At 65.8% G+C, this 12,651-nt stretch carries 13 protein-coding genes and 1 tRNA gene; 7 read left to right on the top strand and 7 right to left on the bottom strand.

What is annotated here, in order from left to right:
• Positions 1-9: 9 nt before the first annotated feature.
• Complete coding sequence (locus ACZY1F_RS20190) at positions 10-1,200, bottom strand: trans-sulfuration enzyme family protein (RefSeq protein WP_463944215.1); 1,191 nt, start codon at positions 1,198-1,200, stop codon at positions 10-12.
• A gap of 53 nt (positions 1,201-1,253) precedes the next feature.
• On the opposite strand from ACZY1F_RS20190, the gene tmk reads away from it, so the two are divergent.
• The 5 genes from tmk (at position 1,254) to ACZY1F_RS20165 (ending at position 5,668) form a co-directional block, all read left to right on the top strand.
• On the top strand, positions 1,254-1,910 hold the full coding sequence (gene tmk, locus ACZY1F_RS20185; RefSeq protein ID WP_463944214.1) for a dTMP kinase: 657 nt from the start codon (positions 1,254-1,256) through the stop codon (positions 1,908-1,910).
• The gene (locus ACZY1F_RS20180) at positions 1,907-3,049 is read left to right on the top strand and encodes a DNA polymerase III subunit delta' (RefSeq protein WP_463944213.1); all 1,143 of its coding nucleotides are present in this window, start codon (positions 1,907-1,909) and stop codon (positions 3,047-3,049) included. The genes tmk and ACZY1F_RS20180 overlap by 4 nt, the downstream gene beginning before the upstream one ends.
• Positions 3,050-3,070: 21 nt before the next feature.
• On the top strand, positions 3,071-4,639 hold the full coding sequence (locus ACZY1F_RS20175; protein ID WP_463944212.1) for an alpha/beta hydrolase: 1,569 nt from the start codon (positions 3,071-3,073) through the stop codon (positions 4,637-4,639).
• A 96-nt stretch (positions 4,640-4,735) separates the two neighbouring features.
• Positions 4,736-4,808, top strand: a tRNA-Thr gene (locus ACZY1F_RS20170).
• A 431-nt stretch (positions 4,809-5,239) separates the two neighbouring features.
• Positions 5,240-5,668, top strand: coding sequence for an Hpt domain-containing protein (locus ACZY1F_RS20165; protein WP_463944211.1), 429 nt, complete (start codon positions 5,240-5,242; stop codon positions 5,666-5,668).
• 114 nt (positions 5,669-5,782) lie between these two features.
• Here the strand turns inward: ACZY1F_RS20165 and ACZY1F_RS20160 are convergent, their stop codons facing one another.
• Positions 5,783-7,024, bottom strand: coding sequence for an NAD(P)/FAD-dependent oxidoreductase (locus ACZY1F_RS20160; protein ID WP_463944210.1), 1,242 nt, complete (start codon positions 7,022-7,024; stop codon positions 5,783-5,785).
• 95 nt (positions 7,025-7,119) lie between these two features.
• Between ACZY1F_RS20160 and ACZY1F_RS20155 the strand changes: the two genes are divergently transcribed.
• Both ACZY1F_RS20155 and ACZY1F_RS20150 read left to right on the top strand, forming a co-directional pair.
• Positions 7,120-8,118: a hypothetical protein gene (locus tag ACZY1F_RS20155; protein ID WP_463944209.1), complete on the top strand. Its 999-nt coding sequence runs from the start codon at positions 7,120-7,122 to the stop codon at positions 8,116-8,118.
• A 36-nt stretch (positions 8,119-8,154) separates the two neighbouring features.
• Complete coding sequence (locus ACZY1F_RS20150; protein WP_463944208.1) at positions 8,155-8,340, top strand: hypothetical protein; 186 nt, start codon at positions 8,155-8,157, stop codon at positions 8,338-8,340.
• A 3-nt stretch (positions 8,341-8,343) separates the two neighbouring features.
• Here the strand turns inward: ACZY1F_RS20150 and ACZY1F_RS20145 are convergent, their stop codons facing one another.
• From ACZY1F_RS20145 to ACZY1F_RS20125, 5 genes are all read right to left on the bottom strand, one after another.
• Positions 8,344-8,823, bottom strand: a complete 480-nt coding sequence (locus ACZY1F_RS20145) for a hypothetical protein (protein WP_463944207.1) — start codon at positions 8,821-8,823, stop codon at positions 8,344-8,346.
• Between the two features lie 8 nt (positions 8,824-8,831).
• Entirely contained in the window at positions 8,832-9,530 is a 699-nt protein-coding gene (locus ACZY1F_RS20140) for a bacterial proteasome activator family protein (protein ID WP_463944206.1), read from the bottom strand.
• 127 nt (positions 9,531-9,657) lie between these two features.
• On the bottom strand, positions 9,658-9,861 hold the full coding sequence (locus ACZY1F_RS20135; protein ID WP_463944205.1) for a YbdD/YjiX family protein: 204 nt from the start codon (positions 9,859-9,861) through the stop codon (positions 9,658-9,660).
• Positions 9,858-12,161, bottom strand: a complete 2,304-nt coding sequence (locus ACZY1F_RS20130) for a carbon starvation CstA family protein (protein ID WP_463944204.1) — start codon at positions 12,159-12,161, stop codon at positions 9,858-9,860. The genes ACZY1F_RS20135 and ACZY1F_RS20130 overlap by 4 nt, the downstream gene beginning before the upstream one ends.
• A gap of 200 nt (positions 12,162-12,361) precedes the next feature.
• Positions 12,362-12,646: a DUF1540 domain-containing protein gene (locus ACZY1F_RS20125; protein WP_463944203.1), complete on the bottom strand. Its 285-nt coding sequence runs from the start codon at positions 12,644-12,646 to the stop codon at positions 12,362-12,364.
• Positions 12,647-12,651: the final 5 nt, after the last annotated feature.

Genomic DNA, 12,651 nt, shown 5'->3' with positions numbered 1-12,651 from the left:
CGTCCAAGCCTAGCGGCCCAGCGAGTCCAGCGCCTGCCTCAAATCGGCCCAGAGGTCCTCAATGTTCTCAATGCCGACGCTCAGCCGCACCAGGTTGTCCGGGACACTCAGCGGCTCGGCGGCGTGCCGGCGGCGCCGTTCGATCAGCGATTCCACCCCGCCCAGGGAGGTGGCCGGCAGCCACAGCTGCAGGGCGCGGATCAGTTTGTCGGCGGCGTCCGCTCCGCTCAGCCCGGCAACCGGCGCGATCTGGACGCACACAATCGAACCGAAACCCGTCATCTGGGTCTTGGCCCGCTCGTGGCCTGGGTCCGTGGGCAGGCCCGGGAACCGGATGCTGTCGATCAGTGGGTGCGCGCTGAGGCGTTCAGCCAGGACCGCCGCCGACGCCTGCGACCTTTCAACACGCAGGGCAAGCGTCCGCAGCCCGCGCAGTGCCAGCCATGCCTCGAACGGCCCGGCAATGCCGCCGTGGATGATGCGGTGGTGCAGCAGCGCTGCCCGGATGTCGAGGTTGGAGGTCACCAAGGCGCCGAGGACGACGTCGGAGTGCCCGGCCAGGTATTTGGTCACCGAGTGAAGAACGACGTCGGAACCCAGGCTCAGCGGCTGCTGGACCAGCGGCGTGGAGAACGTATTGTCCGTCACCACGATGGCCCCCACCCGATGGGCGGCTGCAGTTAGTTCCCGGATATCAGCGATGCCCAGCATGGGGTTGGTGGGGCTCTCAAGCCACAGCATCCTGGCCGCCTTGGCGTCCGGGCCCTGCGGGGCGAGCTGTGCTTTGACCGCGTCTGTGTCCGCGATATCCACGGTCCGCAGTTCCAGGAAACCCTTCTGCGCCAGCTCGGTGGCCATCACAAGCGAGCCCGAGTAGCTGTGCGACGGCATCACCAGGACTCCGCCGGCGGGCAGCAGGGACAGCGCCGAACTGACGGCCGCAAGTCCGGACGCATAGAGCAGGCCGGGCAGTTCAGATCCTTCAAGCTGGCCCAGGGCTTCCTCAAAGGGGTCCCAGGTGGGGTTGGAATAGCGGCCGTAGCCCCGGTCCCCATCGCCGAGCGCTCCCGTGCCGAAGTATGTCGAGGACAGCACGATGGGCGGGTTGACGGGCTCGTCCCGTTCACGCGGCGGCCGGCCGGCGGCAACCACCAGGGTTTCGGCCGACAGGGACGCTGCATACTGTTCCGAGAGACTCATGGGGAAAGCGTACTTGGACGTGCGGCGGCGTCCGAAGTCGGTAGTCTTGAGCGGTGACAACCAACAGCCCTGGACTTTTCATCGCCTTCGAAGGCGGCGACGGCGCCGGCAAATCCACCCAGGCTGCCCGGCTTGCCGAGACCTTGGAAAAACGTGGCCTGACGGTCCTGCGGACCCGCGAACCCGGTGGGACGCCCATTGGCGAAAAACTGCGTTCCCTGGTCCTGGACCACGGCCACGGCCACATCGACGCCCACACCGAGGCCCTCATCTTTGCCGCCTCCCGCGCAGCCCATGCCAGCCAGGTTATCCGCCCGGCGCTGGAACGCGGCGAGGTTGTCCTGACGGACCGCTACATTGATTCGTCTGTGGCGTACCAGGGGGCCGGCCGGGATCTGGGTGCCGACGCCGTGCGAACCCTCAACGAATGGGCGACGTCGGGGCTGCAGCCCGATCTCACTGTGTTGCTGGACGTGGATCCCGCTGACGGCCGCCGCCGCCGCACAGCCGGCGACGCCGCCGAAGACCGCCTTGAGTCAGAGGCCGATGAGTTCCATTCAACAATCCGCGGGGCGTTCCTCGAACTGGCCGCCGGCCGGCCGGAGACATACCTGGTCCTGCCGGCGGACCTGCCGGTCACCGAACTGGCCGCGCGCATCCTCGCCCGGGTGGATGCTTTGCTCGCGTCTGCAGGCCGGGGCGCCGCATGACTGTCTGGGACGACCTTCAGGGCCAGCCCGCCGTCGTCGAACAGCTCCGCCAGGCCTCGCGGGGCGAGGGACTGACCCATGCCTGGCTGTTCACGGGCCCGCCCGGCTCCGGTCGTTCCAACGCCGCGAAGGCCTTCGCGGCGGCCCTCAACTGCGACCAGGACGACGTCGCCAGGCGCGGCTGCGGCGAGTGTCCCGCCTGCCTGACCATCCTCGGCGAAACCCATTCGGACGTGACGTACGTCAGGACCGAGAAGGTCACCATCACCATCGATGAAGCCCGCGATCTTGTATCCAAGGCGGGCAACCGGCCATCGTCCGGGCGGTGGCGGATCATTGTGGTGGAAGACGCCGACCGCATGGCCGAGCGGACCACCAATGTGCTGCTGAAGGCCATCGAGGAACCCACGCCGCGGACCATCTGGATGCTGTGCGCACCGTCGCCCGCTGACGTCCTGGTAACCATCCGTTCGCGCTGCCGCGCCGTGGCCCTGCGCCTTCCCCCGGCCGCCGACGTCGCCGCTTTGCTGGTCAAGCGCGACGGAGTGGACCCGGAGCTCGCCGAACGCGCGGCCCGCGCGGCCCAAAGCCATGTGGGAATCGCCCGCCGGCTGGCGCGGGACCCTGAGGCACGGGAACGCCGGCTGGAAACCGTGAGGTTCCCGCTGGGGCTGCGCGGCGTGACTGCGGCGGTGATGATGGCGGACAAGCTGGTGAAGATCGCCACCGCGGAAGCCAACAGTTCCAATGAAGAGCGCGACGCCGCCGAGAAGGTTGCGCTGCTGGCCACGCTGGGTGCCCCGGATTCAGGGACGCTCCCACCATCGATGCGCAGCCAGGTCAGGCAGCTTGAAGACGACCAGAAACGGCGGGCCAAGCGATCCATCACGGACTCCCTGGACCGGACACTGACGGACCTCCTCTCGTTCTACCGGGATGTGCTGATCATCCAGCTCGGGAACGCCGTGGACCTGGTGAACGTTGAGCTCAGGGGTGAGCTGGAGGAATTCGCTGCCCGGTCAGCCCCGGAGACCACCCTCGCCCGCATGGACGCCATCAACAAAGCCCGCCAACGAATTACCACCACTAACGTTGCTCCGCTATTGACCATTGAGTCGATGGCAGCCAGCCTGATCTAGCAACTACTAGGAGACCGCTCGATGACTGCACGCCCCCTACCCGCACGCTCCCGATCCCTGGCGATCGGGCTGCGGGCCGCCGGCGCCCTGGTCCTGGCCCTGACGCTGGCCTCGTGCAGCCTTTTTGGCGGGGACGCCCCGGACAACGCAGCCCCTGCTACGGCCAAGGCAGACCCTTCCATCGTGGCGTCCGCGCCCGCCGGATTGGGTGCCTTCTATTCCCAGGAGGTCGTGTGGGAGCCTTGCGAAAATGGCTTCCAGTGCGCCAAGGTCACCGTGCCCATCGACTACGCGAAGCCGGACGGCGACACGATCCAGATAGCTGCGCTGCGGGCTCCCAGCACAGGCAAGAAGACCGGCAGCCTGCTGGTCAATCCGGGCGGTCCGGGCGGGTCCGGCTACGATTTCGTCAAGGATGCGGCCGGAACGCACTTCTCGCAGTCTGTCCGGGCCAACTACGACCTGGTGGGCTTTGATCCCCGCGGCGTCAAGCGCTCCGCCCCTGTTACGTGCCTGACGGATGCCGAACGGGACGCGTCCCGGGCAAAGGTCTACGCCCTGGAGACCGACGCCGGGCTTGCCACCGCATTGGCCGACAACAAAGTCATCGCCGAGCAGTGCGCTGCAAAGACCGGTCCTGTCCTCGGTCACGTGGACACGGTCAGCGCGGCGAAGGACCTGGACGTCCTGCGGGCCGTGGTCAATGACTCCAAGCTCAACTACCTTGGCTACTCCTACGGCACGTTCCTTGGTTCCACCTACGCCTCGCTGTTCCCGGACAACGTGGGCCGGATGGTCCTCGATGGTGCCTTGGATCCATCCATCAGCAACGAGGAACTGACCAGCGGCCAGGCTGTGGCGTTCGAAAAAGCAATCAGGGCCTATGTGGCCAGCTGCCAGCAGGAATCCTCGTGTCCGCTCACCGGGAATGTGGACAGCGGAGTCCAGCAGATCCGCGACATCATCAACGCCGTCCAGGCGACACCCCGGCTGGCCAAGGACGGCCGCGTCGTGAACGCCACAATGTTCGTCAGCGGCCTCATCACCCCGCTGTATAACGACCAGAGCTGGCCGGCCCTGACCCAGGCACTGGAAGCCGCGACGACGGGCGACGTGAGCCTGATGCTCCGCCTGGCGGACCTGGGCGCAGACCGCGGCACCGACGGGAAGTACACGTCCAACTCGGCCTTCGCCTTCGCCGCCATCAACTGTCTGGACTACCCCATGGTGTCCGACACCGCCGCCATGCGTGCGGAACAGCAGCGGCTTATGCAGGCCTCCCCCACCTTGGGCTACTTCTTCGCCTACGGCGGCACCAACTGTGTGGACTGGCCATACAAAAACCTGCGCACTCCTGCCCCGGTGGAATACACCGGTGACGCCCCCATCGTGGTTGTCGGAACCACTGGCGATCCTGCCACCCCCGTGGAGTGGGCGGCGTCCCTGCGCAAGCAGCTGGGCAACGCCTCCCTGCTGACCTGGCAGGGCGAGGGCCACACCGCCTACGGCCGCGCCAACAGCTGCCTCGAAGACGCCGTGGACAAGTACCTTGTGGACGGAACGGTTCCCGCCGACAACACCGTTTGCTGACGTGTTTGGGACGCCCATTTTGACCCGGGCGCTGGGACTCTATTACAGTTGACTCTTGCATGAACCGCCCGGTTACGCCGGGTGAATTTGTGCGGTGCTTCCTTAGCTCAGTCGGTAGAGCGTTTCACTCGTAATGAAAAGGTCATCAGTTCGATTCTGATAGGAAGCTCGGGACAAACCCCCTAGAAACCAAGGTTTTTAGGGGGTTTTTCGCTGGATTGAGCGAGTCAAAAGTGGCCATGGTGTACCCGATGGTGTACTCGACCACGCTAGCCATGCACAGTCTGGACTGGGCGTGCATGTTGGAACCAAGACAAGAACGGCGCCGCACATCGGAAGATGGCGGCGCCGATTCTGTACCCGAAACGGACATCTGAGTCACGTTGCTTTTCCGGCCTGGCCGCGGCGGCATGTTGCCCTCCTGCTGCGACGATGCAGGCGTCGCAGCAGTAGCCCACAGCGGTATCACGGAGGAGCAGGCATGGGAGCCTGAAAAGTCGAGTACCGCCTACTCGTGTATCCACCCTGCCTTGTTGCGTAGCCTCGCTTGTAAGTCCTGGGGGACGCAAGTAGAGGTGGGGCGACTCTCAGGGGCTAGTCATGAGTTTGAATCTTCAAGGGCACCATGTTCTTCAGCAGGCTGACGCCAGCGCTAAACCGCTGCCGCTCTTCGATGCAGCGGTACTGGGGAGGCTGCGTGAGGAACTCGGCGAGGACGACAGCGTGTGGAGAGTGTTCGTTCAGAATTTCATTGCGCTGCTGCCCGACAGGATCCGGCGAGTGCAACTGGCTCTGACGACAGGAGACCTGGCCGGTGCGTTGGATGCCGCCCTGAGCCTGAAGACGTCCGCGCAGATGGTCGGCGCGGTGTGGCTCGCGGACCTTGCCATGGAATTGGAGCTGTCCCTGAGGGCCGTGAAAGATCAGGAGCCGGTACGAGTCCTGCCCCAGATGGCGGCTGCGCGCCTGCAGCGGATCACACGATGCAGCAGACAGACGACAGATCTGCTGCTGCGTTGCCTCGCCTGACGCCGCGCGACTGGACAGTCGGTCACGTGGTCAGGCACGGTATCCACCCGCGAGACTTCCCGGCCAGTTCAGTCCGTGCGGTGAAGGGCCCGCTACTTCCCGGCAGGACCGGAGCTAATCGGGCCTGCCGACCACCACCTGGGACGGGCTGTGCGTGACGTACCCGGTTGCCCAGGACATGAGGGCCCGGACCTTTTGCTGGAAGCCGGGGAGCAAGGCCAGGTGGACCGCCAACCATGAGACAAATGCCAACGGGCCCTGCAACTGGATCCTATTGCGGCCCAGTTCGGCTACCGCGGCGCCCCGGCCCACCATGGCCATGTAGCCCTTGTCCCAGTAGTGGAACGGCTGCCTCTGGCCCCCTGTGAGGTCAGCGAAAATATTGCGGGCCGCCCATTTGCCGGACTGCTGGGCCACCGACCCGAGCTGGGGAAGTTTGCCACCCGCCGCATCGGTGATGTTGGCGGCATCGCCCAACACGTACACACCGTCAGTCCCGGGAGCTGTCAGGTCCGGCAGGACGTCGATGCGGCCACCTCTCCCCTGCGTGAGGCCCGCTCCGGCGAGGATCCTTCCGGCTTTGAGCCCGCCGGCCCACACCACGATCCGTGCGGGAATGACAGTTCCGTCCGCCAGTGTGATGCCATCGGTGCGCACATCGGTCACGCTCTGGCCCATGTGCAGCTGAACCCCAAGCTTCACCAGCCGGTCCCGGGTGTAGGCCTGTGATTTGACGGAGAAGGCGTTCAGCACGTTCGGCACCATATCCACCAGATGAACGCGGCACCGTGCCGCAAGGTCCGGCGAGAAGTACTTCGGCACAATGTACTTGACGTTCTCCGCAAGGGCACCGGCGGTCTCCACCCCCGTGGGACCACCGCCCACTACCACTACATCCGCGCTTCCGGCTTGCTCACGGTCAGCCTCGTCGAGCACGCTGGTGAGCGCAGCGCTTAGGCGCGTGGCATCGGCCACCGAATACAACGGGTAGGCGTGCTCTTCCGCGCCCGGGGTGTTGAAGAAGTTCGGGACGGCACCGGCGGCCATGACCAGGATCCGGGCCTGATAACGGGAGCCATCGGCCGTCGTAACCGCACGGGCGGCGGCATCAACCGCCGTCACCTCCGCGGTGACTACACGCACGCCTTTGATGCCGCGGAACACCGAGCGCAGCGGCCGCGCCACCGCAGACACCCCGATCTGCGACGCCGCTACCTGGTATAGGAGCGGCTGGAACTGGTGATAGTTATTCGCATCGATCAACAGCACGCCGATGCCTTTTCTGCCGAGCTCCTCCGCGGCCGCCATGCCCGCAAACCCGCCGCCAACCACAATGACCTGATATGAATCATCCATCCGAGCAACATACCGTGAGGGCCGGTTGAACAACAGGGCGGCGCCTTTGGCGCTGGACGCTGGTTGTCCGGAGCCGTCCCCCTAAGATGACGTTCATGGATGACAAGGCGCTGGCGGCAATCGCATTCGAACTGTACGCCCTGCCTTTCGAGGAATTTGTGGCCGCCCGGACGGCCGCAGCGAAAGCCTCCGCAGGTTCCGGGAAGGAGCTCCCGGCCGCCGTCAAGGCCTTGCCAAAACCGTCAGCGGCGGCTTGGGCCGTCAACATGCTGGCCATCCATGAGCCGGGTGTGGTCACGCAACTTGCCGAGCTCGGCCAACGGATGCGCGCGGCCCAGGCATCCCTCGACGCCGGAGCCCTGCGGGAACTGGCTCGTGAGCGCCGCACCCTGCTGGCGACCGCCGTCGACACCGCCCGCTCCGTTGCCGAGCGCCAGGGGCGCACCATCAGCGCAACGATCGCGGCCGACGTCGAGCGCACCCTGCAAGCAATGACAGCCGACGAAGGTGCCACCGCCGCCGTCCAAAGCGGGCTGCTGGTCCAGGCACTGTCCGCCGACGGCGTGGACACCGTTGATCTCGAGGGAGCCGTGGCTGTGCCGGGCGCAGTGCCCGCGCAGCGCGCCACCCGGCCGTCCACCACTCCCCCAGACCGTCCACAACAGCCACGCGCCGCCGCACCGGAAGAGGAGGAACCGACGACGGCGGAACGCGCCGCCCGCAGGCCTGCGGACCAGCCACGCCTCAAGGCTGTCCGGGAGACTCCGCGACCGGCGTCCCCGTCGGCCCTGGAAAAGGCCAACGCTGTCCTGGCCGAGGCCAAGGCCGCCGAGGAGGAGTCCGCCCGGCTGGCCACGGACCGGCAGAGGCAGCTGGCGGATACGGAGGCCGAAGTGGCGGACCTGACCCGCGAAACACGTGAGCTCCGCGACCGGCTCAAGGCCGCGGAGGAGCAGCTGGACAGTGCCAGGAGAAGCCTGGGCACGGCGGCAGCCGAGGCCAAGCAGGCGGCGCGGGCGGCGGATAAGGCCAAGCGTTCAGCCGTGCTCGCGCAGGAGCGGGTGCTCCGCCTGGGCAACACGCGGGACGGATGAACGGTTATTGTCAGACCCCGGTTGCAGACTGGATTTATGGAAAACCAACTTGCACAGGAATTTCACGTCACGTACTTCGACGCCGATTGCGGCCGGATCTTCAGTGAAAGCTTCGACTCCCTGAAGGAAGCCGAGCGTTTCGTCGGCCGTAGCTGCAGCAGCGAGGAATCGTGGGCCGTAATCGACGCTGTCACGGTGGAGCAGGCCCGAATCGCCGCCTGACGTTTAGCCGGAACGACTTTCGGGCTGGCCACTGGCGGCGGCATCCTCGGCGAGCCGGCGTTCGGCGTCGGCCACCTGCTCAAACACCGATTCCGCACGGCGGCGCACCGAAGCGGCCCCCACCGGGATGGGACCGACGGCGAGCCGCAGCATGGCGGCGGCCTCGGCGGTGGTGGCCAGCGAATTGCCTGCCTTCGACAGCGACCGGTGCACACCTGCCAAGTCCCCGGGAATGTCGAGGCCTTCGCTGGGCGACCGCCGCTGGGCCTCGACGCACACAACACGGACACGCTCCATGAGCCCCGCCAGCTCGTTGGCTACTTCCACGAGTTCGGCATAAAGCTGCTCGTCTTCGACACCTTCGAGGACCTGGTGATAGCGGTCCAGGCCCCGGTGGAAGCGATCGTGGGCACGGCGCCACAGGCCCTTTCCCAGTTCAGCATCGTCTTTGCGCCCTTGGCGGGCGGCAGTTAAGAATCCCATGCAGGAACCTAGAGGTACTGGCCGGGGCCGTGGTCCGGGTCCTCCGCCGGCCCGGACGGTACCGGACCGGAACTCTGGCCGGCGGCGGCCCTCTGCGGCTCGCCGTTCTCCCCAATCACCACACCAGGGGCGATCAACGTGCCAGGCGGAAGCTGCCGCAGGTGCATCTGCGCGGCGGCCTGCTCCCGTGCCGCGTGCTGGGCGGCGATTGCTGTCTGAATGCCGTGGAAGAGGCCTTCCAGCCACCCCACCAGCTGTGCCTGGGCGATCCGAAGCTCCGCGTCCGATGGTGTGGTGTTCTCCGGGAAAGGCAGGCTGATCCGTTCCAGTTCTTCAACGAGCTCGGGGGCCAGCCCGTCCTCCAGCTCCTTGATGGAACGTTCGTGGATCTCGGCGAGGCGTTCGCGCGCGGCATCGTCCAGCGGAGCTGACTTAACCTCCGCCAGGAGCTGCCGGATCATGGTGCCGATCCGCATGACTTTCGCGGGCTCGTCCACGAGGTCCTGGAGGTTGCTGCCTTTGGTCTTGCCGCCGAGTGACGTGCTTGTAGCCGCCGGACCTGTGCTGGCCGGTCCAGCAGCTCCAGGGCCAGCGCTGGCGCTGGCTCCAGCCGGGCCGGCCGGAGCCGGTATGGCCTCTTCGCCGTTGTCGAGGGTCCTGCCCTCGACGGGGACATCATCAGGCTGAGTGTCTGTCGGATCGCTCATGCGTTCATACTCTCACGATCGGAGGACGCACAACCCAATGGATGACGCCGCCAGTAGCCGCCGGTAGAGGACACGCAGCCCAACCGGTGAAGCCGGCCAGCCGGTGAAGGCTGGCCGGCTGTCAGGATCAGCAGCACCGGCCCTGCGGGTTGGAGTCCTGCCGGTCCGTCCGGTCCCGCCAGAACTCGCGTTCCGTCAGAGGGGGCTCCCCGTGTCCGGCCGCGTAATGGTGTTCCAGGTACTTTGTGTACGCGTCAGCACCGAGCACGCCGCCGAGGTACCGGGCGAAACCCCGGAACCCTGTTGCGACGGCGGCCAGACCGGGGCTCATTTGTGGTGACCTGCCCTTTCGAACCGTAGGTCTGCCGGCAGCTTGTTCCACTCGGCCAGCAGTTCACGTTCCGCGGGTGTGGGGATCAGGCCGGCGGGTGCGAAGACCTTCGACGGCCGGGCCTCGTCCTCGTTGTCAACGTTCGGGATCCCTGCGGAATGGTTGCGGAAGGCCTTGACGGTGGACACGATCGCCATGGCGATGACGATGATGCTCAGCACCACAAAGATCACGGACAACCAGCCCTGGATCGCAGTGTTGCGCACCACGGCTTCCATGGCGACAACACTCTTGGCTGAGCCGAACTCAGTCTTGCCGTCCGCGAGCGCCTTGCTGAAGGCGGCATTGTTGGCGAAGTAGCCGACGGCGGGGGTTGAGGAGAAGATCTTCTGGTAACTCGCGGTGATGGTCACCACCGCTGCGAAGGCCAGCGGCACGGCCACGATCCAGAGGTACTTGAAGCTCCCCCGCTTGGCGACGATGGCCAGGCAAACAGACAGTGCGATGGCTGCCAGCAGCTGGTTGGCGATGCCGAAGAGCGGGAACAGCGTGTTGATGCCGCCCAGTGGATCGGTCACGCCCATCAGCAGTACGGCACCCCAGGCGCCCACCATCACGGCGGTGCACAGCCACGCTCCCGGCCGCCAGGAGGCTTCCTTGAACTTCGGGACGAAGTTGCCAATGGAGTCCTGCAGCATAAAGCGCGCAACGCGGGTACCGGCGTCGACAGCGGTGAGGATAAACAGTGCCTCGAACATGATGGCGAAGTGGTACCAGAACGCCATCAGGGCCGTGCCGCCGATGAGCTGCTGCATGATGTGGGCGAGGCCCACGGCAAGCGTGGGCGCACCGCCGGTCCGGGACACAATGCTTTGCTCGCCCACGTTGGCTGCCGTTTCCGCGAGCATGGCCGGGCTGATGTTTACCCCGGACAGGCCGAGGCCGTTGACCCAGGCGGCCGCGGTTTCCACCGTGCCGCCGGTCAGGGCCGCGGGGGCGTTCATGGCGAAGTAGAGACCCCGGTCAATGGAGATGGCCGCGACCAGGGCCATGATGGCCACAAATGACTCCATCAGCATGCCGCCGTAGCCGATGAAACGGGTCTGGCGTTCCTTCTCGATCAGCTTCGGGGTAGTGCCCGAGGAGATCAGTGCGTGAAAGCCTGATAGCGCCCCGCAGGCAATGGTGACAAACAGGAACGGGAACAACGCACCCGGGAAGACCGGACCGTTGTCCCGGCTGGCGAACTCGCTGAAGGCCGGGACCGTGATCTCAGGGCGGACCACGACGATGGCCAGCGCGAGCATCACAATCACGCCGATCTTCATAAAGGTGGAGAGGTAGTCGCGGGGAGCCAGGAGCAGCCAGACCGGAAGGATCGCGGCGATGAAGCCATAGACAATGAGGCCCCAGGCAATGGTCACCTTGTCCAGGGTGAAGAACGCCGAACCCCATTCAGTCTCCGCCACCAGGCCGCCGCCGATGATGGCGGCCATCAGCAGCACAAAGCCGATCAGGGAGACTTCCATGATCTTGCCCGGCCGGATGTAGCGCAGGTAGACGCCCATAAACAGCGCAATCGGAATGGTCATACCCACCGAGAACACGCCCCACGGGCTTTCGCCCAGGGCATTAACGACGACGAGCGCGAGGATGGCCACGATGATCACCATGATGAGCAGGGTGGCAACCAGTGCTGCGGTGCCGCCGATGACGCCCAGTTCTTCACGGGCCATCTGGCCCAGGGAACGGCCGCCGCGGCGCATGGAGAAGAACATCACCAGGTAGTCCTGGACCGCACCGGCGAGGACAACGCCGATGATGATCCAGATGGTGCCGGGGAGGTAGCCCATCTGGGCAGCGATGATGGGCCCGACCAGAGGGCCGGCGCCGGCGATGGCGGCAAAATGGTGGCCGAACAGCACGTTGCGGTCCGTGCGGACATAATCCTTGCCATCAGCCTTGTATTCCGCCGGCGTGGCGCGGCGGTCATCCGGCTTGGTGATGAGGCGTTCGATCACCTTGGAGTAGAAGCGGTAACCAATGAGGTAGGTACAAACCGAGGCAAATACGAACCAGATCGCGTTGACGGTCTCGCCGCGGACGATGGCCAGCATGAACCACGCGACGCCGCCGAGCAGTGCGATGGCTGCCCACAGGGCGATCTTGGCAGGGGTCCACTTCTTGTCTTCGGCCTCGCTGACGGCCTCATCCACGGCCGTCGGCGGAAGCTTCGGATCGGCGGTCAACGGGCCGCTTCCTTTCGCTGCACGTACCGGTTCGTCAGGCCTGCTGGCCATGTCTCCTCCTTGAGAATTGGTGCTTCAGTGAGTTGCTCAAAGGCACCCTACCAACGCCGCGCCAACGAGCACCCGGTATTGTCCCCGCGCCGCGTGTCATTGCGGTGAACGGCGGACGGGAGGCGCCGAGCGCACAAAAGCCCCCGTTCAGGGATTCCTGGACGGAGGCCTTCGTGTCTAGTCCCGAGCGGGACCCGGGGCTACGCGTGTGCGTAGGTAAGGCAGTCCGCGTTGTCAGCGCCGGGGCCCACGTGGACTTCCCGGGCGTTGCACATCAGGTGGTCGTTATGGACGCACTCGGTGCGCTGGCATGCTCCGACATCTGCCAGGACCTTGGGCAGCCCGCCGTGCGTGCCGGTGTCGATGAACGTGGCGCAGCTGGCGTGGTCTGCGCTCCCACCAACCGTGATGGCGTGAGCCGTACAGCCTTCGTGGTCATTAAACGAGCAACGGGTAACACTGCAATCGGCAACATGTGTTGTCACAAGAG

The organism is Pseudarthrobacter xylosi (genome assembly GCF_055412765.1).
The sequence above is the reverse complement of the archived record's forward strand: the minus strand, read 5'-3'. Positions and strand labels throughout refer to the sequence as shown.